We start from the raw sequence: 25,851 nt of genomic DNA, 5'->3' as shown, positions 1-25,851 counted from the left end.
TGCCCCGTGACCGCCCCCACCGTGCATACGGCCCTGCCCGCGCACGGCGACCCGTCCACGGGCACCACGACCGTGGGTGACGTGCCGTTCCCGCTGCCGCCGCGAACCTCGTTCGGCCCGGCGGTGCGGGCCGTCTATGCCGGCCAGCTCTCCCGGGCGCGGGTCGCGCGGGTGCCGTTGCTGTTCGTCGCGGCCTTCCAGTCCCTCGGGATCATGCTGCTGCTGCGCGGGGTGGTCGACACCGGCAACGAGACGACCAGCGAGCAGGTGGTGGCGGGCTCGACCGTGCTGGTCGTGGCCTTTGTCGCGCTCAACCTGCTCGCGCAGCGTTTCGGGGCGCTGCGCGCGGCCGGGGCGCTCGACTACTACCTGACGCTGCCGATCCCGGGCAGTGCCGTGGTGCTTGGTACCGCGGCGTCCTACGCGTCGTTCGCCGTGCCGGGTACCGTCATCACGGCCGTGACGGGTGCTCTGCTGTACGGCCTTCCGCTGTCGGGGCTGTGGGTCCTGGTACCGGTGACCGTGCTGGCCGGCGCGTCGTTGGCCGGGATGGGCGCGGCCATCGGCCTGCTGGCTCCGCGCCAGGAACTCGCGACCGTCGCCGGGCAGCTCGGCATGAGCGTGGTGCTGTTCGTCGGCATCATCCCGGCGAACCGGCTGCCCGCCGCGATCGACGTCCTGCGTGACCTGGTGCCCAGCACCTACGCGGTGGACGTGCTGGCCGCCACGTTCCGACCGTCGGTCGACTGGGTCACGGTGACTGTTGACCTGCTGGTGTGCGCAGTCGTCGCGGTTCTCGGCCTGACCGTCGCGACGGTGGCGCTGCGGCGTGCCGGCAACGCACGGCGTTAGAGCGTTAGGCTGGATGTCCTGTGACAAAGCCGTTGGCAGACGTGCACAGTGCGGGGATGCGGGACTCGTACGACGTTGAGCAGTCGCATCCCCCTGACGGGTTCGCCGGCGCCCCGGAAGACTGGCAGATGATCGAGGATCCGGCTTACCGATTCTGGCCGGTGACGAGAGCCGAAATCCTCGCCGGAGTCGTCTGCGCGGTCGCCATGGCCGCCTCCGGTCTGCTTCTCGGCCTGCTGTGGGCGGCGGCGGCCCCGCGTCTCGACGTCCGGGCGGTGTTGGCCGGCAGCGAGATCGCGTTCGACGCCCAGGCCGGCATCGACGTGTACTTCGCGATGATCTGCGCGGTCGGGGGTGTTGTCGGGGGAGCGTTCGCGTTCTGGCGAGGCCGTGACGCCGGCTGGCCGGTGCCCGCCGGACTTACGGTGGGTGGGATCGGTGGGTCCGGGCTGGCGAGCTGGATCGGACACCTGCTGCGGTCCTCGCGGGTCGTGTCACAGCTCCCTGACGGGGCCAGCCATCTCGTCATCCAGCTTGTCGACTTCCGGTTGCGGTCGCCCGGGTTCTGCCTCGTCCTGCCGGCCTTCTCGCTGTTCGTCCTGGCGGCGCTGAGCTGGCTGTCGGTTTTTCTGGTCCCGCGCAGACACCCATGACCGTTCAGTTCGGGCTGGGCGTGATGTGGCGGTGCTCGTCGGAGGCGACGGCGGTGAACCGTTTGAGGAGTCCCAGCTCGCGGCGCAGGATCGCCCGTTCGGCCTTCAGACGGGCCACCGCGTCCGGGGCGGCGAGCAGCGCCTGACGTTCAGCCGTCTGGGTCACCACCGAGGCGGCGACGAGGTAGGACAGCAGCCGGGGATCGTCCGGAAGATCAGGTAGGCGGATCTCGACAGCCCGGGAGGCGGTGAGACCCGCGGCGTAGTCGTGGAGCAGCTGCGTGACAACCGGGACCATGCCGGCGGCGTCGTCGGGGTCGCCGACGTCGTCGGTGAGGTACTCCACCTCGCCGACGAGGTATGGACGGCTGGTCCGGTCCACCGAGAGCACCCGGAACCTCGCCCCGCCCGACGTGATCACCGAGAAGCGCCCGTCGGCCTGTGGATCGATCCTGCGGATGTTCGCGGTGCATCCGATCTCGTGGAAGGTCGGAAGGTCGTCTGTCCCGGTCTCCCGGCCGCGGCGGATGGCGACGACCCCGAACCGGCGTGGCTCACTCTCGGCAAGCTCCATCAGTTCTCCGATGAGCACGCGGTAACGGGGCTCGAAGATTTCGAGGGGGAGCAGAAGGCCTGGGAGCAGCACGGTTCCAAGCGGGAACAGGGCCAGCCGTTCGGTCATGACACGATCACCTGCTTCAGGTCGGGGCATGCTCCGGATGCTGGACACGATCAGCCTGCGATCCCATGATGGGCCGCCGGGCGGGTGAACGCCTGGTCCTGTGTCGGTTTCGTCCACTGCCACATGATCGCGGTGGGATGGTGTGGATACCGCCGGCCGTGCGCTACCGTTATTCGACAGACCGTTATGCGGTATACCGGTGCCCCGAGGTGGGCGCGGTGGGAGGCGTTTGCGTGGTCGAACCCGTGCCGGAGCTGCTGGTCGTCCTTGCGCCGCCGGCCTCGCTGTCGTCCCGCGCTGCCGGTCGTCGGGGTGATCGGGGGGCGGATCGAGAACCTGGCGGGGACGACTGTCATCAGGTGGTCGGTGACCTGCGCGGTTTCGCGCAGGTCACCGCGATCCTGCCACCGCGGCTGGCCCTGGTCGCGACGCCGGCGGACGGTGCCGGCGCGTTGGCCCGCCTGCCCGGTGTCGTGGGCGTCTTCACCCATACCGTGCCGGCGGGCCTGCGGGAGACCCTGACCGCGACGGAGAACCTCTTCGTCGACGCCTGGCTCGCCCGTCTGGCGGGCAAGAGCCGTCCGGGGGAGGGGCTGCCCTGGGACGCCGCCGGCCGGTTGCCGCCGGATCCTGCGGGCGAGGCGGGCAGCCCTGCATCCGACGCCGGGTGAGCCGTGCGGGACCTGCCGTGGATACCCGGTGAACGCCGTCAGAAGATCCGTGAGGGCGGCAGCCAGGCGAAGGTCCCCGACGACGCCCGCGCCATTGCGTACAGTCGGTCACCGACTCTCGCGACGACCTCCAGATGCCGGTCGAACGAGCTTTGAATCATGGTGACCGCGTCGACGCGTCCGAGTTCGGTGGCGAAGTTGGTCGGGCCACTCCAGGGATAGCCGGACGCGTCGTTGTTCCGCCACACGTGGACCAGACCGCTGGTGGCGGACGGCGCGACGACCTCGAAGTTCCCGTTCACCCCGAACCGGCTCTGGACCAGCACCGGGTTTCCGGCCACGCCCTCGGCGAACACGACCGATGTCCGCCACGACCCGTCCTGCGAACGGTAGAGATGGACGAGCCGGCCGCCGGCCAGCGCCACGGCCTCCAGATTGCCGGTGCCCAGGGCTCCGTGGATCAGGCTGACCCCGTCGACGCGGCCGAGATTGCCCGCCACGAGAACCGGCCGGCTCCACGGGAACCCGGCGACGTCGTTGTCACGGGTGAGGGCCAGCAGGCCGATATCGGTGGCGGGGACGAGTACCTCGAAGGTGCCGAGCCGACCCAGCCGGCTGTGGATCAGGGATGGTGTTCCCGCGACGCCGTTGGCCAGCGGGGCCGGCGCGGACCAGCGCAGGGCTGGTCCGCTGTCGCGCCAGAGGGACACCAGCGATCCGCCGATCCGGGCGATCGCTTCCAGTGCTCCCGGTGTCGCCAACCGGCTCTGGATCATGGAGAGTGCGTCGATCCGGCCGCTTCCCTGGATGACCTGTGTCGGCTCCCGCCAGGGGAGGCCCGGGGCGTTGTTGTCGCGCCACAGGTGCGTCATACCGGCGAAGGCCGACGGCACCACGAGCTCGAAGTTGCCGATCTGGCCGAAGTCGCTCTGCACGAGCGCCGGATTGCCGCCCACACCACGTCCCCAGCCGATGTGACTCGGCGTGTACCGGCACATCTCGAAACTGTTGGACCGCATCAGACAGGTGACGCTGTCCGTCGCGCAGGCGTCACAGTTGCCGTTGGGGGTGGCGAAACGTCCCCACGTCCCTGCGCAGTTACAGCCGCTGGCGGCGTACTCGTCCGGGCAGCCGAAGATGTGCCCGGTCTCGTGGGCGAAGACCCGGTCGAGGTTGTCCGGACCCCAGCCGTCGTTGTCGTAGGACAGGACGAGTCGGGGTCCGCCGATCGAGCTGTAGGCGAAGTACGACAGCGGGTACTTGGTCATGAAGGCGCAGTAGGACCATCGCGTGACATGGCGGTCGCGCAGGTCGTCGACGTAGTTGTAGACCCCGTCGAAGTTCGGTTGGTAGCCGAGCTGGGCCATGGCTGGGTCCCGCCAGCGAGCTTCCAGGTCGGCTGCCGAAGGGTTCGGGGGTGTCGCGATTCGCACGATGTTGATGTCGTAGCTGAAGGTGAGGTCCGCGGCCGGATTGGTGGTGGCGTACCAGGAGAGACCGTTCTGGATCTCAGCGACGACCTTGGTGCGTTCCGCGGCGGTGAACTGCAGGTCGACTGTCGGCCCCTCGACAATGATCACCCCGACCGCGATGCTGCCCTCCATGAAACTGCTGGTGGGCGTACCGCCGACGTGGCCGGAAACCGGCTGGCTGACCTGCTCGCCGAGCAACGTGGGGGCGAAGGAGGTGGCCGGGGCCGCGCCGGCCTGCTGCGGGGAGCCGGCCTGCTGCGGGGAGCCGGTGCCGGGAGTGCGGGTGGACGAGCCCCGCGGCGGCGGGATGTCGGTGCACGGCCGGTCCATGTCCCATGCCTCGCCGGCCCTGGAACGGTCCTGTTTGTTCTGCTGGTAGTCGGCGCTGGCCCGTAACCGGAAGGCTGCCAGACCGAGGCGCTCGATCTGGTCGAGTCCGGTCGCATCGACGACGGTGGCCGTCGATGCGTCACCGGCCGATGCGGTACGTATCCCCGGCCGCCCGGACGGGATCGCGGTGGTGTCGTGGACGACGTGGACCCGGCCGTAGCGGTGTAACACACGCGCGGACCCGTGGGTGGCCGTGGGCGGTTCGCCCGGCTTCCGGGCGCCATTGTGTGTGGCTGTCGATGGTAGGTCCACTTTTACGACGATTTGTTCGCCGGTTGGTATGTCCCCCGCCATGGGTGATCTGTGTCCCTTCCGATGAGTCGACTGTGCGGAGTTGTACCTGGTTGATCTACGATTGTGTTGCGTTTGAGAAAAGTGTGCGGTCCATGTTTTCGGGTGCGAGGCGGTGTCGAAGCACGCCGGTGGACGGCGTGCGTCAACCCGGACGGTTGGTCCGTGTGGTGTGGCTGGTCATGGACAGCCCTGACCGCCGTGTGCACCCGGAAGGCGGGAGTGAATGCCGGCTCCCGCCGGGGCGGGCCCGCCATGTCCCCGTGGGCCTGTCCCGCCGTCCCGCGGCGTCCCCTGCCGTCGTCCCGCCCGCCGGTTACCCGAGAGGGCGGCGGGCCTGGCCCGTGGGCGGCGGCTCGCCCCGAAGCTGGGTGTCACCCCAGCCGACACTCCCCTGGAGGCTGGGCTGGACCTGCTGGCCCCCCCGAGCCTGCGTCGCCATCGCCTCGGCCACGTTGTGCATGATGGCCTCGATCAGGCGTACCGCCTGCGTGGTCGGCAGGTTCAGCACAACCTCGGCGTCACCGGCAATCTGGAACCGTACGGACACGTCCACCATCGTCGGTGAATCCCCATTTCCGGTTAGGTCTCCTGTGGTCTTCGGAGGAGCGGAAAGAGGCATGGTCGTTCCTCCTTGGCCATTCAGTGTGCTTGGATCAGCGGGCATGTGCGGTTCGGGTCCATCTGCCGCATGGGTCACGGTACGTCGGGACGCTCCGTGGTCGTACGGGGCCTTGGGTCGCACGTGCCCGGCGAGCCGCTCCGATCGCGGCCCGGTAGTGTCGCGGCGGTGACCGAACCACATTCCACCATGGGTGACTGTATTGCCGAACTGGAACGCTGCTATCCCCCGTCCTGGGCGGAATCGTGGGATGCGGTCGGGCTTGCTGTCGGCGATCCGGATATGCCGGTTCGGCACGTTCTGTTCGCTGTCGATCCCACCGTGGATGTTGTGCGGGAAGCCGTCGACCGGGGCGCGCAGCTGCTGGTCGTCCATCATCCGCTGTTCCTGCGCGGTGTTCACGCAGTCGCGCAGACAAGCCCGGGCGGCCGGGTGGTGGCTACCGCCATCCGCGGTGGAGTGGCTGTGTTCAGCGCGCACACCAATGCCGATGTGGCCTGCCCGGGAGTGAGCGACGCGCTCGCGCAGGCCCTTGGGCTCCGCGGGGTGGGCCCGCTGACCGACCCGCCCTCGGCCCGGCCGGGCAACGGCGGTCTCGGCCGGATCGGCAACCTCGCCGAGGCCGAACCCCTGGGTGCCTTCTGCACGCGGGTGGCATCCGCGCTGCCCGCTACCGTCGGTGGGGTGCGGACGACCGGTCACCCGGACACCCCGGTGCGTCGGATCGCGGTCTGCGGCGGTGCCGGCGGCGAGTTGGTCGAGGCTGCCGCGCGTGCCGGCGCCGATGTCCTGGTGACCGCCGATGGGCGGCACCATCACGTCCTCGATGCCGTCAGCGCTTACGACGTGGCCGTCGTCGACGTGGCGCACTGGGCAAGCGAGTGGCCGTGGCTGCACACCGCCGCCTCCCGGCTTCGCGCCGCTCTGGTCGGGCAAGGCCGTACGGTGAACACCACGGTTTCCACTCTGGTGACCGACCCGTGGCGGTGGCACACAGCCTCGTCGTGGTCCGGTGAACCAGCGGTGCCGAACACTGCAGGAAACACAGTGAGGAGCACATGAAGGCCGACCCAGCGACCCAGCTTCGTCTGCTGGACATGCAGGCGATCGACTCGAGCCTCGACCGGCTCGCTGCCCGGCGGCGAAACCTGCCCGAACTTGCCGAGATCGACAAGCTGAGTTCACAGCTCGCCGCGATCACCGACGACCTTGTCCGGGTCTCCACGGAGCTGCGCGACCTGGGCCGGTCGCAGAAGAAGCTGGACGACGAGGTCGACATGGTCCGTGCCCGAGCGGCACGCGACCAGAAACGCCTTGACTCCGGGCAGATCACCAGTTCCCGGGAGCTGGAGAACCTCCAGTCGGAGATCGCCTCGCTCGCCCGTCGGCAGCGCACGCTCGAGGACGGCATGCTTGAGTTCATGGAGGTCGCCGAGGGGCTGGAGGCCCGGGCCGCGGCCATCCGGTCCGACCAGGAGCGTCTTGAGGCCGAACTCGCCACCGCTGTCGGCAGGCGGGACGCGGCAATGGCCGAGATCGACAACGAGACGGCGGCGCGGCGGGCCGAACGCGACGCTATCGCCCCGACGCTACCCGCCGACGTGGTGGCCCTCTACGAACGCCTGCGCGCCACGTCCGCCGGGGTGGGCGCGGCGAAGCTCGTCCGCCGCCGTTGCGAGGGATGCCACCTGGAGTTGTCCGGCGGCGACCTGCGCGACGTCGCGGCGGCTCCCGCCGACGAAGTGGTGCGCTGCGAGGAATGTCGGCGCATCCTCGTCCGGACCACGGAATCGGGCCTTTGAGCACTGGTGATAGGAGCTGACCATGAGTGACCGCCCGGGGCGCCGGCTGGTCGTCGAAGCCGACGGCGGATCGAGGGGCAACCCGGGCCCTGCCGGGTACGGGGCGCTTGTCAAGGACGCCGACACCGGTGAGGTGCTGGCCGAGCGGGCAGGCGCGATCGGCCGGGCAACCAACAACGTCGCCGAGTACCAGGGTCTGATCGCGGGCCTACGAGCGGCGGCGGAAATCGATCCGGACGCCGCCGTCGAGGTCCGGATGGACTCGAAACTCGTCGTCGAGCAGATGAGCGGACGATGGAAGATCAAACATCCGGCGATGCGACCGCTGGCGATGGAAGCCGCGGATGTCGCGCACGGTTTCCCGCAGGTCCGCTACGGCTGGATTCCGCGGGAGCGCAACGGCCATGCCGACCGGCTGGCGAACGAGGCGATGGACGCGGCCGCACGTGGACGCACCTGGGAGCCGCCGGAACCCCAGTCACCCGAACCCGCGCCGCACACGGCGCCGACCACCAACCGGCTGTCCGGGTGGATGGCCCCACCGGCCCCACCCACGACCACCGTGCTGCTGCGGCACGGCCAGACGCCGATGTCGGTGGACAAGCGGTTCAGCGGCATGGTGGACGTGGCCCTGACCGACGTCGGCCAGGAGCAGGCAGCCGCGGTGGCGCGGCGGTTGCATGACGTCCCCTTCGATGCGGTGTACTGCTCGCCGCTCAAACGTGCCCGGCAGACCGCGGACGCCCTCGGACGGGACTACCTGGTCGACGACGAGCTGCGCGAGACCGACTTCGGTACCTGGGAGGGCCTGACCTTCGGCGAGGTCCGCCAGCGTTTCCCGGACGAGTTGAACGCCTGGCTTGCCGATCCGTCCGTCCCACCGCCCGGGGGGGAGAGCATCCTCGACACGATCCGACGGGTCACCGCTGCCCGGGACCGCGTCCTGACCGCTCATCCGGGCGGCACGATCCTGATCGTCTCGCACGTGACGCCCATCAAGGCCCTGACGCAGCTGGCACTCGACGCCTCGCCCGCGGTGCTCTACCGGCTGCATCTGGACCTGGTGTCGATGTCGACGATCGACTGGTATTCGGACGGTCCGGCCGTGCTGCGCGGCTTCAACGACGGGATCCACGCCGCCCACCTGGTCGAGGCGGGCCAGTAAGAGAGGCCGGTGGCGGCCGGCAAGGCCAGCGGCTTGCTGGCACACTGGGTCCTGCCCAAGCCATCAGGAAACCGTAGCTTCGGCGACATCCAAGCTCCGCGAACCTCGGCTCACGCAGACAAGGACGAGGACCGCCAGTGCCGAACGTTCAGCCGACCTCCGTCACGCCTGAGCGTAGCTCGCGCGGCACGCAGCACGCCGAGCCGACGCTGCTGTATGTGATGAAACAAGTGGAGCTGGCTGTCCGCGCACAACTGGACGACATCTTCCGACCGATCGGTCTGACAGCGTTGCAGTACACGGCGCTGACCGTGCTGGAACGGCACCCGGACATGTCCTCGGCGCAGCTCGCCCGCAACTCGTTCGTCACGGCGCAGACCATGGCCGACATGGTGACGGCCCTCCACGAGCGGGGACTGATCGAGCGGTACCGCGATCCAGATGACCGCCGCCGCCTCGTGCTGGCCCTCACCGCCGACGGGCGGGAGCTGCTGGGACGCCACCGGGAGAAGGTCAGCGACCTGGAGACCGAGATGCTGGCCGGCGTGACCGAGGAGCAGGCGGCCGAGCTGCGCCGGATTCTGCTGGTCTGCCGCGCTAACCTCGCCGGGCACCCGCCGCACTGAGTGGCCCATCGGCACCCGTCGGATCCGACATGCTTCGATAGTCAGGTTTCCTGTCAAAAAACCATCAGGAAACCTGTACGTCGCAAGATTAATGTGGCACGCTTCACACCCAGCTGAACTACCGGCACCCGGACGCTGGAGGCCACCGAATGACCGTTCTCAACCGACCCGCGAACGACGCGGTCGTGACGACATCGCCGCGCGGCCTGACCCGCGGCACGCTGGCCGCCGCCGTGCTGGCGGTCTGCGTCGCCCAGGTCGGGCTGGCAATCCCGGCCGTGCTCAACGGCCTGTTCCAGCAGGATCTGGGCACCAGCTCGTCACAGTTAACCTGGATCTCGGACGCGTTCCTCGTCCCGGTCACCCTGCTCGAACTGACCTTCGGGGTCATGGGCGACCTGTTCGGGCGCAAGCGCCTCCTGATCGGGGGGACCGTGCTGCTCGCCCTCGGACAGCTCCTCGCCGTCCTCACCCCGGGAACCGGCAGTTCGACGGGGAGCCGGGTGCTGGTGCTGTGGTCGGGCCAGATCATCGCGGGCGTCGGCGCCGCCGCGATCTTCCCCACGTCGCTTGCCATGATCGCTGCCGGCACGCACACCATCCGTGACCGGTCCCGGGGCATCGCGATCTGGGCCGCGGCGTTGGCGTCAGGCGGGTTCGTCTCGCCGGTGCTCGGCGGTTTCCTGGCGCGTTACGGCTTTGGCAGTGACCCGTATGCCGGCTGGCGGTGGGCCTTCGTGCCAGTCGTGGTGCTTTCGCTGGTCAGCATCGCCGTGTCGTTGCGGTTCGCCCAGAACTCCGCAGCCCCCGAGGGTCGGTCGCTCGACTGGCCGGGGCAGATCACCATCGCGGTGGCGTTGTTCGCTCTTTTGTACGCCGTGATCCAGGGTCCGACGAGCGGCTGGGGCAGCGGTGACGTGATCGCCGGATTCGTGCTCGCCGCGGTGTTCCTGGTCCTGTTCGTCGTGGCGGAGCGCCGCTCGAACGCGCCGCTGCTGCGCCTGGATCTGTTCGCCAACCGCGCGTTCTCGGTCGCCGCGGTCACGACGGTCTTCGGTATGTTCGCCTACCTCGGCACCGCCTACTCGACGAGCATCCGCCTGTCTGCGATCCAGGGCTTCACCCCGCTGAAGACGTCCATCGCGTTCATTCTGCTCAACGCGATGACGCTGCTCATGATGCCCTTCACGTCGCGGGTCCTCGAGCGCTACAACCCACGGTGGACACTCGGCATGGGCTTCGCGCTCGTCGCCGTGGCCGACTTCTGGCTGTCGGAGGTGTCCGCGACGAACCTGTCCATCACGCCGGTCGTGGCGCCGCTGCTCATCGCCGGTATCGGGTTCGCGGTCGCGCTGTCGGCCATCACCGCTGTCGCGGTGAACACCGTCCCCAACCACCTCGCCGGCATGGCGAGCGGGTCCACCAGCCTGCTGCGTGACTTCGGCTTCACGCTTGGCCCCGCCGTCATCGGCGCGATCGCCCTGAGCCGCGCCGCCGCGGAGGTCTCGCACAAGGTCAGCAGCAACGCCGCGTTGGCCAAGGCGCTGGAGGCGTTCAACAGCTCGGCGGCCACCGCGCCGGCGGCGCAGCAACCCGCGCTGCACGCGGCGATCGGCGCGGTGAACTCCGGACCGCTGGGCGCCAACGCCGTCCCCGGCTCCATAACGCTGCCCACCGGTAATGTCGTTGCGTTCAACCCGCTCAAGGACGTTGCCTTCCACGCCCTTGACCATGCCTACGCGTTCGGGTACATGGTCTGTGGCGCCGCGGCCGTGTTCGCCGCCGTGCTGGCGGCGGTCGCGCTCGGCGGCCGGTCGCACGAAACTATGATCACCGAGGAGAGCCTGGCGCGGTGACGGATGCCGATCTGACGGCGGCACGTTTACCTGTGTGCGTGCCGCCACCCGGATGACCGGTCAGCGCTTGCCGCGGCGGTACTGGCGGAGTTCCTTGCGCACCCTGATCTGGGTGATCAGCCCGATGAGGAGTCCGACGAGGAGACCGGCCGCGGCCGAGGCCGCGAGCGCGCCCGCGACCGACATGTTGTGGATCGAACCGAACAGCCAGATGTTGACCCGGGCGTTGTTCTGCACGACAAACACGATCATAAGGATCGCGATCAGCATGACAAGAACGGTGATCGCATAGGTTGTGTAACCCACACCTCGGCGTCGCCCCGTCGGTTCCGGCGCGGTGCCAGGGGGCGTGACCGGACCCGGTCCGGCTGTCTCCGGCCCTGTCACCCCGGTCCCGGGCCCGGGACCGGGCGGGCCCGGCACCGCGGTCCCTGATCCGAACGGCCCGGGGGTGGTGGTGCCGGCAGGCGGTGGCGAAGCCGGACGGTTGTAGTCGATCTTCCTGGTGGGTTCCCCGGGCGTGGTCACGGCCTATCCCGTCCCTCGTCTCATACGGCTGCGGCAACCGATGCTGCCTTGCGTGCAGTATCCACTGGGTTTGATGCTCCTGGCAGGCCAGTCCCGCCCGCGGTGTCGTATGCTCCGGCTCACGGATGAGTCGGCCAGGCGGTCGCGTCGGTTCCGTTCACGCGGAGCCGCCGAGGAACGTCCGGGCTCCACAGGGCGGGGTGGTGGGTAACGCCCACCCGGGGTGACCCGCGGGACAGTGCCACAGAAAACAGACCGCCGGTGTCCTCGGATGCCGGTAAGGGTGAAACGGTGCGGTAAGAGCGCACCAGCGCCCGGGGTGACCCGGGCGGCTAGGTAAACCCCACCTGGAGCAAGGTCGAAAGGTCGCGGGGCCGCGAGGTCCCGCAGCTGCGCAGGCGTTCGAGGGCTGCCCGCCCGAGCCTGCGGGTGGACCGCTGGAGGCTGTCGGCAACGCCAGCCCGAGATAGATGACCGCCGGCCGGGGGCCGCAAGGCACCCGGCTCACAGAACCCGGCGTACCGGCCGACTCATCCGCCGTACCTGCACCGATGTCCGGATCATGGCTCTGGGCTGGTGCTCCCGTTCGCGCAGAAGGTGGACCTGTCCCACACTTGTACGCGTCTCTACCCGCCCGAGCCTCCGGCGACGACCGGCAGCTCCTGGCCCTGGCAGGACCGGTCCCGACATGAACCTGATGCCGCAGCCCGGCGGTCAGGTTCCCAGCGATCTTCGTACGCCTCGGCCCGGCTGGCCCGTCCTGCCGACATCGGACCGCTGGGAAGAGGCGACGCTCTTTTCGCAGATATTCGATGCGGCGCCGATCATACTGTCGATCATCGATCGCGGCCGGCGGATCCGAGCCGTGAACCAGGCCTGGGTCAGGGCCTTCGGCCTGTCCGCCGAGAACGCGGTCGGCAGGCGTGTGTCCGAGTTGTTTCCGGACCTCGATCCTGTCAATGCGGAGCTGGACCACCGGGTCATGGCGACCGGTGAGGCGATCATCGACGATGAGGTGACCACGGCGATGCCGGCGGACCCGTCGGACCGGCGTGTCCTGCGGGTCTGCCGCTACCCTCTTCACGACTCGGCGGGAGCCAGGGTCGCGATGGGTGTGGCAGCAGTGGACGTGACCGAACAGCGCCGGGCAGAAGCCGAGCGGGATGCGGTGGAGCGGCGGTTGCGGTTGCTGAGCCGGGCGAGCGGGCTACTCGGCGCGTCCCTGGACCTGTCCGCGACGTTGCGGGAGATAGTCACACTCGTCGTCCCGGAGTTCGCCGACACCTGCGAGTTGTACCTGGCCGACGAGCCCTACCCCCTGGATGCAGACCCCGACCCGCTTATGCTTCGCCGGGTCGTATGGGCCCACTCGCCGGATCTACCCCGACCGCCTCCCGATCTGGATCTTCCACAGTCGGGCGAAATGATCAATGTGGCGGGGCGTTCGCCGGAGCAGGTGTTCGTCACCCGTCAACCGATCCGCATCGACATCGACGACAGGCTGTTCGACACCTCCCCCGCGCCGCGCGTGGCCGCGGTGATCCGGCATTTCCGGCTTCGGTCCTCGATCGTGGTGCCGCTGCTGGCCGGCGGGGAATACCTCGGAAGTGCGGGGTTCGGCGTCACCGCGGCGCGGCCCTACGACGAGGGGGATGTCCAGACCGCGGCGGAGCTGGGCAGCCGGATCGCCAGCGCGATCGCGAATGCGCGTGCCTTCGACCATCAGCGGATCGCCGCGCTGACGCTCCAACGCGCACTCATGCCCCGCGACATCCCGGCTGTGGGAGGTCTCGAACTGGCGTGGCGCTACCAACCCGGTACCAGCGGCACCGAGGTGGGTGGCGACTGGTTCGATGTCCTCCCGTTGCGGGCCGGACGGGTCGCGCTGGTCATCGGCGACGTCATGGGCCGCGGTCTGGGCGCCGCCGCGGCCATGGGGCAGCTGCGCACCACCGTCCGGACCCTCGCCCGTCTCGACCTGCCCCCCGCCGCCGTGATGACCGAGCTCGAGGCCGTCACCCGGAGCATCGAAACTATCGCCAGCGTGGTCTACGTGGTCAGGGACCCGGCCAACGACACCCTGACCATGGTCAACGGCGGCCACCTGCCCCCAGCCCTGCGCCATCCTGATGGAACCGTCGAACTCCTCGGCGACGTCCACGGGATCATCCTCGGGGTCGACGAGCAGACGTTCACCGAAACCCGTCACCGGTTCCCCGCCGGATCCACGCTCGCCCTGTACACCGACGGTTTGGTCGAATCCCCTGCCATCGACATCGACGAGGGCTGCCGGCGCCTGCTGCGTATCCTCTCGGAAACAGCCGACCTGTCCGCCACCGCGGACCGCCTTCTGACGCTCATCAACCCCAGCGGCGGCTACGACGACGATGTCACCCTCCTGCTCGCTCGTACCCGGCCGGATCATCGCGGGTTCGCCTAGCCTCGATGATCGGCACCTTCGCTCATGAAGAATTCATGGAGAAGACGCGTCGGGCTGCTCAAAAACGCTCTCACTGGTAGTGGTAACGGCATTGTGTTATACGAATCTCATCGCCATTGATCCTGTAGGCGAGCCGATGCTCATCGGTGATACGCCGTGACCAGTAACCTTGGAACCCGTGCGTGAGGGGTTCTGGCTCGTCCCACGTGAGCTTCACTCGGCGAGGTCCCTCGCGACACCACTACCACTCTCAAGCCGGTCGATGGCGGTAAGCAGCCGGCGCGCAAGCACGGCATCGTCCACAAGGACGGTTCTGATCATTCCTGCGATGCGGATGCGGATGCGGCCGAAGTATCGTGACCTCCTACCGTCCTATCGGAACCGGATGATCCTGCTGTTCCAGCCCCGAGCCGGGTAGTACCTACCATGTGCATCCCCTGGCGTAGCACACAGTTTGTTGACAGGTTCTTCACAGGCAGCCTGTCCATGCTTCCCCCCATGAACGATTCTTCTCCCCGAGCACTCAACAGGCGCAGGCTTTTCGCCTTCGGCGGGGCGGCGGTCGGCGCGGCCACCCTCGCCGCCTGCAACTCCAAGGTTCTTGCCGGTGGCCCGTCGGCCACGGCCACGCCGTCGAGCGCGAGCGCGACGACGACTGCGGCGGCCACCACCTGTGTGCTGACCTCCGAGGCGACCGAGGGTCCCTACTGGCTGGACAACAGCCTTGTCCGAAAGGACATCACCGAGGGCAAGTCCGGCGCGGCGCTCACGCTGCAACTCACCGTGGTCGACTACAAGAATTCGTGTGCTCCCTTGTCGAACGCCGCGGTGGAGATCTGGCACTGCGACGCCTGGGGCTACTACTCGGGCTTCACCACGACCAGCCCCGGCGGCAGCGGGCCGGCCGAGGACGGCGTCGGTGACGAGAAAACCTACCTTCGTGGAATCCAGCTCACCAACAGCAGCGGCGTCGCCGAGTTCAGGACGGTCTTTCCGGGCTGGTACAGCCCACGCGCTGTGCACATCCATTGCAAGGTGTACACCGGTGGCACGATCGACACCTCCACCAACACCTACGAGAACGGTACAGCTCACCACACCGGCCAGTTCTTCTTCCTGGACGACTTGGTAACCCAGGTGGAGGCGGCAAAACCGTACAGCCAGCACACCGGCACGATCACCACGCTCGCCAACGACATGGTCTACACCGGTAAGGGTGTGCAGGACGGCCTGCTGACCGTCACCGGGTCGCTGTCCGCGGGGTTCGTCGCCACGATTGCCGTCGGTGTCGACCCGAGCTACACGGCCGCCTCCGGTGGTGGCGGTGGTGGCGGAGGCACCCCGCCGAGCGGTGCTCCCGCTTCCCCGCCGAGCGGATGATGACCGATCCGGTCAGGTAGTGGTGAGGTCGACCTGAACCGAACGGTCTTTGCGGTGCGGGTGGGGCATGGGTCCCACCCGCGTGGCGAGTTCGGCGAGGCCGAGGTCAGCGGCCGCGAAGGATCCACTGGTCGTAGTCGAGTGCCTCACTGCCGATGGTGGTGTCGTCGCCGTGGCCGGCGTGCACGATGGTCTCGGGCGGAAGGATCAGCAGCCGTCTTCGGATCGAGCTCAGGATGGTCGGGAAATCGGAGAACGACCGTCCCGTGGCTCCCGGCCCGCCACGGAACAGGGTGTCGCCGCTGAAGAGCACCGGTTCCCCGCCGATGACCCCGTACAGGCACACGCCACCGGGGGAGTGCCCGGGGGTGTGCATGACGTGCAGCCAGCCGCCACCCGCAATCGGAATCTGCTGGCCGTCGGCGAGCTGGAGGTCCGGCGGGCGGCCCGGGTAGACCGCTTCCCACAGCATGAGGTCGGCCTGGCACAGGGCGATGGGTGCCCGTGTCCGGTCGGCGAGCTCCACAGCCGCGTTGATGTGGTCGTTGTGACCGTGCGTCGCGACGATCAGGGATACCCGGCGACCCTCGATGGCGGCGAGGATGACCGAGGGATCGTGCGCGGCATCGATCACAACCACCTCGGTGTCGTCCCCGACCAGCCAGATGTTGTTGTCGACGGTGAAGGTCTGGCCGTCGATGGTGAACTCGCCGCGGGTGATGATCCGATCGACTCGCACTCCGCCGTTTCTCGCCACGCGTTCTCCGTCCCCATAGCTGGGTTACTGACCGTTGTCGTGCTGACCGGTGTCGCGCTGACCGGTGTCGCGCTGACCGGTGTCGCGCTGACCGTGCGAGGGCTGGACCGGTGCCGATCCGGACCATTCCGGGACCGACGGTACCCTCTTGATCAGAGAGTAACGGTTGGTCAGAGCGTAACGACGCTGCGCAGTACGTCGCCGAGTCGCATGCGATTGAACGCATCCTCGATGTCGCCGAGGCCGATGGTTTCGGTCACGAACCCGTCGAGGTCAAGCCGACCGGCCAGGTAGAGGTCGATGAGGATGGGGAAGTCCCGGCTCGGCAGGCAGTCGCCGTACCAGGACGACTTCAGTGAACCCCCACGGCTGAACACCTCGATCATCGGCAGTTCGAGGGTCATCGCCGGGTCGGGAACGCCGACGAGCACGAGCCGCCCGGCGAGGTCTCGGGCGAAGAAGGCCTGCCGGTAGGTCTCCGGCCGACCAACCGCCTCGATGACGACGTCGGCGCCGTTTCCACCGGTCAGTGCCCTGATCGTCTCGACCGGATCGAGGTCACGCGCATCAATGGTGTCGGTGGCACCGAACCGGCGTGCCCATTCCAGCTTACGTGGGTCGATGTCCACGGCGATGATCTGCCGCGCGCCGGCGATGGCCGCGCCGGCGATGGCCGCGTCCCCGACACCCCCGCAGCCGAAAACGGCAACGCTTTCCCCACGGGTGACCGCGCCGGTGTTGACCGCGGCACCGAATCCGGCCATCACTCCGCAGCCGATGAGCCCGGCTGCCTGCGGGCGCGCGGCCGGGTCGACCTTCACGCACTGGCCGGCGTCCACCAGGGTCGCCTCGGCGAAGGCGCCGATGCCGAGCGCCGGCGAGAGCGGTGTCCCGTCGGTCAGCGTCATCGGCTGGACGGCGTTGCGGGAGTCGAAGCAGTACCAGGGTTTTCCCCGCAGGCAGGAACGGCAGGCCCCGCAGGGCGCCCGCCAGGCGATCACGACGTAGTCGCCGGGCGCGACCGCGGTCACCCCGTCGCCGACCGACTCCACCGTTCCGGCGGCCTCGTGGCCGAGCAGGAACGGGTAGTCGTCGTTGATGGCGCCCTCGCGATAGTGCAGGTCGGTGTGGCAGACACCGCATGCCTGGACACGCACACGCGCTTCACCCGGCCCCGGGTCGGGGACGACGACCTCGGTCAGGATGACGGGGGCACCCTTCTCGAGCGACACCACACCGCGGACAGTTACCGAACCCATAGCTGCACTCCCATAGCCGTTGACCGCTGGGCGGCTTCACCCAATCACCGCATGCAGCGGTCCGGCAATTTCCTATGTGACCGGTTCTCGTGTGACCGGTTCCACATGACGGCACGCGCCTGGACCTCGGTTGGGGTGACGACATCGGTGCGCGGCGCGCCGAGGTGACCTACCCGGCGTCATGAAGCACGTCCAGTATCGGTACGCTCCTGAAGGTCCGCTTCTGCTCTCCGCACACGGATCCGCAAGTGTCCCTTGCGGTCTCCGGGCGTGCGAAAGGAATCATGATCGCGCGCCCTTCGGCCGACCAGAAGGAGCAGGTCCCTTGACATGACCGCCGACACCTCGCCGATGCCGGCCCAGGTGCGCCCCCCGTACGGGCGGATGACCGTCGGGGATCCTGCGCTGCCCGACGATGGTCGACTCGACGGTGCCGGCGTCGTGCACAGCCCGGGTGGAGCTGGCGAGATCGGCCCCACCGGACGCCCGTTGCCCGCCTTTCCCGTACCGCCTCCGCTGGCGACTCAGGGGGTTGCCTGGATGGTCGCCATGTGCAACCAGAAAGGTGGCGTCGGCAAGACCACCAGCACGATCAATCTGGGCGCCGCGCTCGCCGAGTACGGTCGCCGGACGTTGCTGGTCGACTTCGACCCGCAGGGCGCCCTGTCGGTCGGGCTCGGTATCAACCCGATGGTGCTTGAGCGCACCGTGCACGATCTTCTCATAGGGGCCGAAACCGACATCGGCGAGGTGATAGTCCCCACGCAGGTCGAAGGTCTGGATCTGCTGCCGAGCAATATCGACCTGTCGGCCGCGGAGATGCTGCTCGTGACGGAGGTCGGCCGTGAGCACACGCTGGCACGCGCACTCGCGTCGGTCCGCTCCGACTACGACGTGATTCTCATTGACTGCCAGCCGTCCCTGGGCCTGCTGACCGTGAACGCCCTGACCGCCGCGGACGCGGTCATCGTGCCGCTGGAGTGCGAGTACTTCGCGCTGCGTGGCGTCGCCCTGCTGCTGGACACCATCGACAAGGTGCGCGACCGGCTCAACTCCCGTCTGGAACTCGCCGGCATCCTGGCCACGATGTACGACGCCCGGACCCTGCATGCCCGCGAGGTGTTGGCGAGGGTCGTCGAACGTTTCCCGGACGAGGTCTTCCACACGGTGATCAATCGAACGGTACGCTTTCCGGAGACCACCGTAGCCGGTGAGCCGATCACGACCTATGCGCCGACCTCGGTGGGAGCGGACGGATACCGGCGGCTGGCCCGCGAACTGATGGCCAGGCATGCGGCACCGCCTGTCGCGTCGCGCTGAGCCGGACGATCGGGAACCGGGATAAGGGACCTGTAGAGGCGTGCTTTTCCACCTGGCCGAACCCGCGGCGCTTCTGGGGATCGTTCTTGCGCTCCTCATCGGGATCTATGCTCATGACGCGGCCCAGGTCGTCGTCGCCAGGATTGTCCGGGACCCGAGGCCGCTGCGTTCCGGGCGGCTCACCGCCTCCCTCCAGCGCCGCCTTAGCCCGTTCAGCGTGGTCGCCATGCTCATCGCGGGTGTCGGGTGGACCGAGCCGATACCCATGAACGACGTGTGGCGTAAACGGCGGTTCCACGTGGCCACCGCGTTGCTGGCCGGGCCGTTCGCCTACCTGCTACTCGCCTTCGCCGCGACGGTAGGGGCCAAGTTTGCGCACAGACCGTCGCTTATCGTTGCGCAGGGTGATCGCATCGTCCAGCTCGCCGGCGAGGGTGACTTCCTTGCCAGGCTGCTCCTGTGGATGGCGGTCACGTTCGCGTCGTTGTTCATCCTGAGCCTCCTGCCGGTCCCGCCGACCGACGGCGGGCGGTTGCTGTTCCTGCTCGGGCCGCAGTCCCCCGCGTGGAACAGGGCCAACTACCGGCTCCGCGAGGAAAATTTCGGCATCGGCATCCTGCTGGCGATCCTGCTGCTGCCGGTGCTGTTCCCGACCGTCCCCTCGGTCGTGGGTCAGCTCATCCTTCCACTGCTGCGTGGCCTCGGCGGACTCGTCGACGTCGGCTGATCCCTGGGCCGGTCGGATGCGGCGACCGGCCCGGGGTGACGACACCGGACGGGTGCGCGGTGCCGGTGGCGGGTTCTGGCAGCGGTAGCGTCATCCATATGGCGCGGACCGGGACATCACACCGGAGCGTCACCGCGCCCGAGCCCGGCGGGGCCACGGCGCCCGGCGGGTCGGGCGCACCCACCGGGCGCGGCGGGGCCGGCGGTGCCTTCGTGGTGGAGCTCGCGAACTTCACCGGCCCGTTCGACCTGTTGCTGTCCCTGATCGCCAAACACAAGATGGACGTCACCGAGGTCGCGCTCTCCCAGGTCACAGACGAGTTCGTGGCCCACATCCGCCGCCTCGGCCCGGGTTTCGACCTCGGGCAGGCCACCGAGTTCCTGGTGATCGCGGCGACCCTGCTGGACCTGAAGGCCGCCCGGCTGCTTCCCGGGGCGATCTCCGAGGACGAGGCTGAGAACCTTGCCCTGCTGGAGGCCCGGGACCTGCTGTTCGCCCGGCTGCTGCAGTACAAGGCATACAAGGAGGCGTCGGCTCTCTTCGCCGGGCTGATGACCCTGGAAGCCCGGTACGTCCCGCGGGGGGTCCCGCTGGAGCCGCGTTACGCCCGCGCCCTCCCGGAGGTCCAGATCGGCATCGGGCCGGCCGAGCTCGCCCGGCTCGCGGCCCGGTTGCGGGAACCTCCGCTGCCACCGCAGGTCGCCACCGACCACGTCCACCTGCCGAGGGTCAACGTCCGTGAACATATGCTTGCTGTGATCGAGAAGCTGCGGGAGGTCGGTAGCGCGTCGTTTCGGGTGCTGTGCGCCGACTGCCGGGCGACCATCGAGGTGGTCGCGCGTTTCCTGGCCCTCCTCGAGCTCTTTCGGGAGGGCAGGATCGTGTTCGAGCAGGAGGTCGCGCTGGGGGAACTGATCGTCCGGTGGATCGCCGACTCCGAGCCGGATCCGGGGCTGCCGGGGCCGACAGCGGGTACCGGACACGCCGACACCGATGACCAGTTGGATGGCGACATTCCCGGCGTGGACACCACGGGTAGTAGGAAATTGGGTAGTAGGAAATGAGGATCACCACCACGATGACAGTGGACTCCGACCCGGTCGCCCACATCGAGCACCCGGGGGCCGGGACCGCGGGGACGGATGGGCTAAGGGCGGGCGGGGACGCCGCGCGACCACCGTTGCCCGCACTCGTCGAGGCGATCCTGATGGTCGCGGAGAACCCGGTCCCGGTCACCGAGATCGCCGTGAGCCTGGGCGTTCCCGCGGCCGACGTCGAACGGGTCGTGGTCGAGTTGGCACGCGGCTACACCGCGGACGGCCGTGGTTTCAGCCTGCGTGACGTCGGCGGTGGCTGGCGCTTCTACACCAGCGACGAGTGCGCACCCTGGGTCGAACGGTTCGTCCTCGCCGGGCAGAGCCCGAAACTGTCCCAGGCCGCGTTGGAGACCCTGGCCGTCGTCGCCTACCAGCAGCCGGTCAGCCGCGGGCGGATCTCGGCGGTGCGAGGCGTGTCCGCGGACGGCGTGATCCGCACCCTGACCACCCGCCGGCTGGTCGAGGAAGCCGGTACCGATCCGGAGGGCGGCGCGACGCTCTACCGGACCACCGACTACTTTCTGGAACGGATGGGCCTGCGGCATCTGGACGAGCTGCCTCCGCTCGCCCCGCTGCTGCCCGGTATCGCCGACGTGGATGACATCGTGGGCTCATGACGACCGGTGACGTGAAGGCGGAAGGCGTCCGGCTACAGAAAGTTCTCGCGGCGGCGGGTCTCGGGTCCCGCCGGCACAGCGAGGAGCTGATCGCCGCCGGTCGGGTCCGGGTGGACGGCCGGGTGGTCGAGGCCCAGGGCATGCGGGTCGATCCGGAGACCGCGGTCATCGAGGTCGACGGCACACGGGTCGTGACCAGGGCCGGTCTGATGCACCTCGCGTTGAACAAGCCCGCCGGGGTGCTGTCCGCGATGTCGGACGATCGCGGCAGGCCGACGGTCGCGGATCTTGTCGCGGATTTCGGCCCCGGGCTGTTCCACGTCGGACGGCTGGACGCCGACAGCGAGGGTCTGCTGCTGGTCACCAACGACGGGGACCTGGCCCACCGGCTGTCGCATCCGTCGTTCGGCGTCGCCAAGACCTACCTGGTCGAGGTGAGCGGGCCCCTCGGCCGTGACGTGCCCCGGTGGCTGCGGGCGGGTGTCACCCTCACCGACGGTCCGGTCGAGGTGGACGCCGTGCGGATCGTGAGCTCGTCGGGTCCGCGGGTCATGCTGGAGATCACATTGCATGAGGGGCGCAAGCACGTGGTACGCCGGCTGATGGACGCCGTCGGCCACCCGGTGCGCCGGCTTGTGCGGACCCGGATCGGTCCGGTGTACCTCGGCTCGCTGCGGGCGGGGACGACCCGGCACCTGTCGCGGGCCGAGGTCGGCGCCCTCTACCGTGACGTGGGCCTGTAGGCGTGGAGCGGGACGTGCGGACCGGGACCAGGTTCTCCGGGGCCTCCGGCCGGCACGGGAGTCCATGATCGCGTTGTCGTCGGCCGTTAGGGTGACGCGGTGACTGTCAAAGCCGGTACATCCCGATCCCCTGCGCACGAACCGCCGCCGGGCCGGGTGGGCGTGGTCGGGTCCGGGCTCATCGGCACCAGCATCGGGCTCGCGCTGAGCGCCCACGGTGTCGACGTCCTGCTCGCAGACATCGACAACGAGCAGGTCAAGGTCGCCGAGGCCATGGGCGCGGGTCGTCCCTGGCACGGTGAGCCGGTCGGACACGCGGTCATCGCCATCCCCCCGCACGCTGTCGCGGGTGAACTGCGCCGACTACAACAGGCGGGGATCGCCGATACGTTCAGTGACGTCGCCAGTGTGAAGGCCCGACCGATCACCGAGGCCGTACAGGCCGGCTGCGATCTGTCCTCGTGGTGTCCGGCGCACCCGATCGCCGGGCGCGAGCGGGGCGGCGCAGCCTCGGCCCGCGTCGATCTGTTCGCCGAGCGGACCTGGGTCATCTGCCCGGTGCCGCACACCTCACCGGCGGCGGTGGATGCCACGGTCGCGATCGCACGCACCTGCGGTGCCACGCCGGTCCGCGCGACGCCGGGCCGCCATGACACGGCGATGGCGGCGCTGTCCCATCTGCCCCAGGTGGTCGCGAGTCTGCTCGCCGCCACGGCCCCCGACCTCGGAGCTGGCGAGCTGGCGCTCGCGGGACCGGGGTTTCGCGACATCACCCGCCTCGCCGACAGTGACCCTGGTCTGTGGTCGTCGATCCTGGAGGGCAACCGCGGTCCGGTCGCCGCGCAGGCACGCCGCCTGGCCGCGGACCTCACCGGCCTCGTCGACATGCTCGACCGTGGCAGCGAACCAGAGGTTGTACTGGCGGTCCGTACGCTGGTGGCGAGGGGCAACGCCGGCCGGGCGCTGCTGCCGAGCAAGACCGGTGCGGCGGCCCGGCCGTGGGTGTGGGTCGGTGTGGTGCTTGCCGACCGGCCCGGCCAGCTCGGCGCGTTGTTCACCGCCATCGGCGATTGGCAGATCAACATTGAGGATATTGCCGCCTTCGAGCACAATCTCGATGCTCCGGCCGGGATAGTGGAGATCGCTGTTTCGCCGGATATCGGAGACGCCCTGCTGGACCGGCTGGCCGCGGCCGGCTGGACGGCTTACCGCAGGTCGTGAACACCACCCTTCGCGGGTGGGTGGGCCCGAGTAGCCTGAGCCGGGTTGACCACATCGACCTTGACTCGGGTGAGTGACCGGGTCGGGTCGGTTTCGCCGCGTCGGTTGTTGACGGGTTTCTGGTGTGGTTGTCGCGTCTGGACGGAGGAAGCGGTGGAGCAGGACCGCGGTTCCGGTGAGCTGGTGGGTGGGTCGGCCACCGGTGAGCAGGAAGTGTCCACGGGCGGCGAAGGCCGCCCCGCCGGGCATGGTGGGGCAGGGACGTTCGAGGGACTGGTCATTGCCGTCGACGGACCTGGAGGATCCGGCAAGAGCACCGTCGCCAGGGAGATCGCCCGGCGGCTCGGTCTGCGTTATCTCGACACGGGTGCGATGTACCGGGCGGTGACGCAGCTGGCGTTGGAGAGCCGGATCGACCTTGAGGATCACAGTGCGGTCGCGGAGCTCACGGAAAGGGCGGTGCTGACGGTCGGCACCAGCCCGACCAGTCCGGCGATCGCGGTGAACGGCGAGGCGGTGGACGAGAAGATCCGAACGAGGGCCGTGACCAACGCGGTGAGCGCGGTTGCCGCGGTGCCCGCGGTCCGGCGCCGGCTCGTCGCCCGGCAGCAGCAGATCATCGCCGGGGCGTTGCCGGACGGGATCGTCGTCGAGGGCCGTGACATCGGCTCGGTCGTCGCCCCGCAGGCCTCCGTCAAGGTGTTCCTGACCGCGTCGACCGAGGTCCGGGCGTTGCGGCGGTCGCACCAGCTCGGGGAGAAGGGCATCGATGACGTGGCCCGAACCCTCGCCGAACTTGATCGCCGGGATGTCCTGGACAGTACCCGCGCCGCGGATCCGTTGGCGATCCCCGACGACGCGATCGTGCTCGACTCGACCAGCCTGTCTGTTCAGGACGTCGTGGACGAGGTTCTGCGGCATTGCGAACGGGTCGCGGCCGGCGCGTCATGACAACCGAGGACGCGGACGTCACCAGGTGGGGTGGCAGGCGGCCGCCTGCCACCCCACCTGCACACCGTGGTGCGGCGTCCCGGCCATACAACGACATCCTCCACAGGGTGCTCAAACCGCCGGTTCGGCTTGTGCTGAACCGGATCGTCATGCACCTGACGCTGGAGGGCCTTGAACACGTGCCGCCGACCGGCCCGCTGATCTTTGCGGGAAACCACAGCAGCCTGCTGGACGGCCCCCTGGTAGTGATCGAATCGCCGCGCACGGTGCGGTGCCTGGTGAAGTCCGAAATGTATGACGGTATCCTTGGGAGGCTGCTGCGCATCACCGGCCAGATCCCGGTCGACCGCGGCCGGCCCGACCGGGCCGCGCTGCACACCGCGCTCGACGAGCTGTCACGCGGTGGGACCATCGGGGTGTTCCCGGAAGGTACCCGCGGCACCGGTGAGGTACAGACCGTGCAGCACGGCATCGCCTATCTGGCTGTTCACGGGCAGTGTCCGGTGCTGCCGGTCGCATGCATCGACACCGGCCGGGCGCTACCGAAGGGGGCCCGCTGGCCGCGGCGGTCGGTGCACGCCCGGGTGGTGTTCGGACGGCCGTTCGAGGTGCAGATCCCGGCGAACCCGCGGTCGCGGCGGGCGTTGGCGGTCGTGGCGGAGGACATCCGGGTGCGGATCGCCGACCATCTGGCCGAAGCTCGCCTGCCAGCCGGGTCGTGATGCGTTTCCGGCGGCGACGGGCTCCGCGGTGCGGGCCGCCCGTGGGTGCGGGCCGCCCCTGGGTGCGGGACGTGGTGTTGGTGACCGAACAGACGGAAGAGACGAGGACGTTGTGGGTGTGGCTTCGCAGGCCCCCGAGGACGAGGCCGGACATCGGCTGGATGGTACGGACAGGCAGCCGGTGCTGGCGATCGTCGGACGTCCCAACGTCGGCAAGTCGACGCTGGTGAACCGGATACTGGGCCGGCGGGCCGCGGTCGTCGAGGACGTTCCCGGCGTGACCCGGGACCGGGTCGCCTATGACGCGACCTGGAACGGACGACGTTTCGTGGTGGTCGACACGGGTGGTTGGGAGCCTGACGCGCGTGGGCTTGCCGCCCGCGTCGCCGAACAGGCCCGCGCCGCCCTGGACACGGCCGACGCGGTGCTGTTCGTGGTCGATAGCACCGTCGGTGCCACCGACGCGGACGAAGCTGTCGCCCGTGTGCTGCAGCGGTCGGGGCTGCCGGTCGTCCTCGCGGCGAACAAGGTCGACGACGCCCGGACCGAGGCGGACGCGGCTGCGTTGTGGAACCTGGGGCTCGGCGAGCCGTATCCCGTGTCGTCCCTGCACGGCCGGGGCAGCGGAGACCTGTTGGACGCGGTGCTCGCGGCCCTTCCGGAGGCGCCGCGGGAGCGCTTCGAAGAGGTGGTCGGCCCGCGCCGGGTTGCCCTGCTGGGCCGGCCGAACGTCGGGAAGTCCAGTCTGCTCAACCGGCTGGCCGGGACCGAGCGGTCGCTGGTACACGACGTCGCGGGCACCACCCGGGACCCGGTCGACGAGCTGGTGACCGTCGGGGGAGAGACCTGGAAGTTCATCGACACCGCCGGCCTGCGACGTCGGGTACGGGAGGCCAGCGGCGCCGAGTACTACTCGTCGTTGCGCACCGCGGCTGCCCTGGAAGCCGCCGAGGTCGCCATCGTCCTGCTGGATGCCGGTGACCCGCTGACCGAACAGGACCAGAGGG

Annotated in this window: 26 protein-coding genes and 1 other RNA gene; 20 read left to right on the top strand and 7 right to left on the bottom strand. The window is 69.1% G+C overall.

The annotated features are described in order from the left end of the window. Positions 1-6 precede the first annotated feature (6 nt). Together NBW77_RS12710 and NBW77_RS12705 are read left to right on the top strand one after the other, a co-directional pair. Positions 7-852, top strand: a complete 846-nt coding sequence (locus tag NBW77_RS12710) for an ABC transporter permease (RefSeq protein ID WP_207386955.1) — start codon at positions 7-9, stop codon at positions 850-852. A 20-nt stretch (positions 853-872) separates the two neighbouring features. Then, positions 873-1,505, top strand: coding sequence for a hypothetical protein (locus tag NBW77_RS12705; protein ID WP_131746472.1), 633 nt, complete (start codon positions 873-875; stop codon positions 1,503-1,505). A gap of 4 nt (positions 1,506-1,509) precedes the next feature. Here the strand turns inward: NBW77_RS12705 and NBW77_RS12700 are convergent, their stop codons facing one another. Continuing rightward, the gene (locus tag NBW77_RS12700; protein WP_131746471.1) at positions 1,510-2,187 is read right to left on the bottom strand and encodes an LON peptidase substrate-binding domain-containing protein; all 678 of its coding nucleotides are present in this window, start codon (positions 2,185-2,187) and stop codon (positions 1,510-1,512) included. A gap of 233 nt (positions 2,188-2,420) precedes the next feature. Here NBW77_RS12700 and NBW77_RS12695 point away from each other — a divergent pair, with 233 nt between their 5' ends. Then, positions 2,421-2,858: a hypothetical protein gene (locus NBW77_RS12695; RefSeq protein WP_131746470.1), complete on the top strand. Its 438-nt coding sequence runs from the start codon at positions 2,421-2,423 to the stop codon at positions 2,856-2,858. Between the two features lie 38 nt (positions 2,859-2,896). On the opposite strand, the gene NBW77_RS12690 is transcribed toward NBW77_RS12695, so the two are convergent. Both NBW77_RS12690 and NBW77_RS12685 read right to left on the bottom strand, forming a co-directional pair. Continuing rightward, positions 2,897-5,014 carry a PLL family lectin gene (locus tag NBW77_RS12690; protein ID WP_131746469.1) on the bottom strand — a complete coding sequence of 706 codons (2,118 nt, stop codon included), beginning with the start codon at positions 5,012-5,014 and terminating at the stop codon, positions 2,897-2,899. Positions 5,015-5,327: 313 nt separating this feature from the next. After that, entirely contained in the window at positions 5,328-5,570 is a 243-nt protein-coding gene (locus NBW77_RS12685) for a hypothetical protein (RefSeq protein WP_131746468.1), read from the bottom strand. A 252-nt stretch (positions 5,571-5,822) separates the two neighbouring features. Here NBW77_RS12685 and NBW77_RS12680 point away from each other — a divergent pair, with 252 nt between their 5' ends. From NBW77_RS12680 to NBW77_RS12660, 5 genes are all read left to right on the top strand, one after another. Further along, positions 5,823-6,695, top strand: a complete 873-nt coding sequence (locus NBW77_RS12680; RefSeq protein ID WP_175324688.1) for a Nif3-like dinuclear metal center hexameric protein — start codon at positions 5,823-5,825, stop codon at positions 6,693-6,695. Beyond that, positions 6,692-7,435 (top strand): zinc ribbon domain-containing protein, encoded by a 744-nt coding sequence (locus NBW77_RS12675; protein ID WP_131746466.1) that lies wholly within the window; start codon positions 6,692-6,694, stop codon positions 7,433-7,435. Before NBW77_RS12680 ends, NBW77_RS12675 begins: the two co-directional genes overlap by 4 nt. Before the next feature lie 22 nt (positions 7,436-7,457). Further along, positions 7,458-8,600 (top strand): bifunctional RNase H/acid phosphatase, encoded by a 1,143-nt coding sequence (locus tag NBW77_RS12670; RefSeq protein ID WP_131746465.1) that lies wholly within the window; start codon positions 7,458-7,460, stop codon positions 8,598-8,600. Between the two features lie 137 nt (positions 8,601-8,737). Continuing rightward, a complete protein-coding gene (locus tag NBW77_RS12665) occupies positions 8,738-9,226 on the top strand; it encodes a MarR family winged helix-turn-helix transcriptional regulator (RefSeq protein ID WP_242605780.1) in 489 nt (162 codons plus the stop codon). A gap of 149 nt (positions 9,227-9,375) precedes the next feature. Continuing rightward, positions 9,376-11,082, top strand: coding sequence for an MFS transporter (locus NBW77_RS12660; protein ID WP_131746464.1), 1,707 nt, complete (start codon positions 9,376-9,378; stop codon positions 11,080-11,082). Between the two features lie 60 nt (positions 11,083-11,142). Here NBW77_RS12660 and NBW77_RS12655 read toward each other — a convergent pair whose 3' ends face one another. Next, positions 11,143-11,610 carry a lipopolysaccharide assembly protein LapA domain-containing protein gene (locus tag NBW77_RS12655; RefSeq protein WP_242605779.1) on the bottom strand — a complete coding sequence of 156 codons (468 nt, stop codon included), beginning with the start codon at positions 11,608-11,610 and terminating at the stop codon, positions 11,143-11,145. A gap of 126 nt (positions 11,611-11,736) precedes the next feature. On the opposite strand from NBW77_RS12655, the gene rnpB reads away from it, so the two are divergent. Both rnpB and NBW77_RS12645 read left to right on the top strand, forming a co-directional pair. Next, positions 11,737-12,147: RNase P RNA component class A (rnpB, locus tag NBW77_RS12650), an RNA gene on the top strand. A 151-nt stretch (positions 12,148-12,298) separates the two neighbouring features. Then, complete coding sequence (locus NBW77_RS12645; protein WP_131746463.1) at positions 12,299-14,050, top strand: SpoIIE family protein phosphatase; 1,752 nt, start codon at positions 12,299-12,301, stop codon at positions 14,048-14,050. A gap of 70 nt (positions 14,051-14,120) precedes the next feature. On the opposite strand, the gene NBW77_RS12640 is transcribed toward NBW77_RS12645, so the two are convergent. After that, positions 14,121-14,267, bottom strand: a complete 147-nt coding sequence (locus NBW77_RS12640) for a Txe/YoeB family addiction module toxin (protein ID WP_131746462.1) — start codon at positions 14,265-14,267, stop codon at positions 14,121-14,123. A gap of 281 nt (positions 14,268-14,548) precedes the next feature. Here NBW77_RS12640 and NBW77_RS12635 point away from each other — a divergent pair, with 281 nt between their 5' ends. Beyond that, positions 14,549-15,430 (top strand): intradiol ring-cleavage dioxygenase, encoded by an 882-nt coding sequence (locus tag NBW77_RS12635; protein ID WP_131746461.1) that lies wholly within the window; start codon positions 14,549-14,551, stop codon positions 15,428-15,430. 106 nt (positions 15,431-15,536) lie between these two features. Here NBW77_RS12635 and NBW77_RS12630 read toward each other — a convergent pair whose 3' ends face one another. Next, on the bottom strand, positions 15,537-16,187 hold the full coding sequence (locus NBW77_RS12630) for an MBL fold metallo-hydrolase (RefSeq protein ID WP_131746460.1): 651 nt from the start codon (positions 16,185-16,187) through the stop codon (positions 15,537-15,539). Positions 16,188-16,357: 170 nt separating this feature from the next. Beyond that, positions 16,358-17,446 carry an S-(hydroxymethyl)mycothiol dehydrogenase gene (locus NBW77_RS12625; RefSeq protein WP_131746459.1) on the bottom strand — a complete coding sequence of 363 codons (1,089 nt, stop codon included), beginning with the start codon at positions 17,444-17,446 and terminating at the stop codon, positions 16,358-16,360. Positions 17,447-17,776: 330 nt separating this feature from the next. Here NBW77_RS12625 and NBW77_RS12620 point away from each other — a divergent pair, with 330 nt between their 5' ends. The 9 genes from NBW77_RS12620 to der form a co-directional block, all read left to right on the top strand. Continuing rightward, positions 17,777-18,766, top strand: coding sequence for a ParA family protein (locus NBW77_RS12620; protein WP_131746458.1), 990 nt, complete (start codon positions 17,777-17,779; stop codon positions 18,764-18,766). A gap of 40 nt (positions 18,767-18,806) precedes the next feature. Next, complete coding sequence (locus tag NBW77_RS12615; protein WP_131746457.1) at positions 18,807-19,493, top strand: zinc metalloprotease; 687 nt, start codon at positions 18,807-18,809, stop codon at positions 19,491-19,493. A gap of 98 nt (positions 19,494-19,591) precedes the next feature. Beyond that, positions 19,592-20,557, top strand: a complete 966-nt coding sequence (locus tag NBW77_RS12610; RefSeq protein ID WP_131746490.1) for a segregation and condensation protein A — start codon at positions 19,592-19,594, stop codon at positions 20,555-20,557. A 14-nt stretch (positions 20,558-20,571) separates the two neighbouring features. Then, the gene (scpB, locus tag NBW77_RS12605) at positions 20,572-21,207 is read left to right on the top strand and encodes an SMC-Scp complex subunit ScpB (RefSeq protein WP_250279742.1); all 636 of its coding nucleotides are present in this window, start codon (positions 20,572-20,574) and stop codon (positions 21,205-21,207) included. Next, positions 21,204-21,950 carry a pseudouridine synthase gene (locus NBW77_RS12600; RefSeq protein WP_131746456.1) on the top strand — a complete coding sequence of 249 codons (747 nt, stop codon included), beginning with the start codon at positions 21,204-21,206 and terminating at the stop codon, positions 21,948-21,950. The genes scpB and NBW77_RS12600 overlap by 4 nt, the downstream gene beginning before the upstream one ends. 99 nt (positions 21,951-22,049) lie before the next feature. Then, positions 22,050-23,171, top strand: a complete 1,122-nt coding sequence (locus NBW77_RS12595; RefSeq protein WP_131746455.1) for a prephenate dehydrogenase — start codon at positions 22,050-22,052, stop codon at positions 23,169-23,171. A 153-nt stretch (positions 23,172-23,324) separates the two neighbouring features. Next, positions 23,325-24,122: a (d)CMP kinase gene (gene cmk / locus NBW77_RS12590; RefSeq protein WP_502799479.1), complete on the top strand. Its 798-nt coding sequence runs from the start codon at positions 23,325-23,327 to the stop codon at positions 24,120-24,122. Further along, positions 24,119-24,844 carry a lysophospholipid acyltransferase family protein gene (locus NBW77_RS12585; protein WP_131746454.1) on the top strand — a complete coding sequence of 242 codons (726 nt, stop codon included), beginning with the start codon at positions 24,119-24,121 and terminating at the stop codon, positions 24,842-24,844. The genes cmk and NBW77_RS12585 overlap by 4 nt, the downstream gene beginning before the upstream one ends. 118 nt (positions 24,845-24,962) lie before the next feature. Beyond that, positions 24,963-25,851: ribosome biogenesis GTPase Der (gene der, locus NBW77_RS12580; protein WP_250279741.1), on the top strand; the 889-nt coding region annotated here is incomplete at its 3' end.

Source organism: Frankia sp. Cppng1_Ct_nod (genome assembly GCF_920656135.1).
GTDB classification, from domain to species: domain Bacteria; phylum Actinomycetota; class Actinomycetes; order Frankiales; family Frankiaceae; genus Protofrankia; species Protofrankia meridionalis.
The sequence above is the reverse complement of the archived record's forward strand: the minus strand, read 5'-3'. Positions and strand labels throughout refer to the sequence as shown.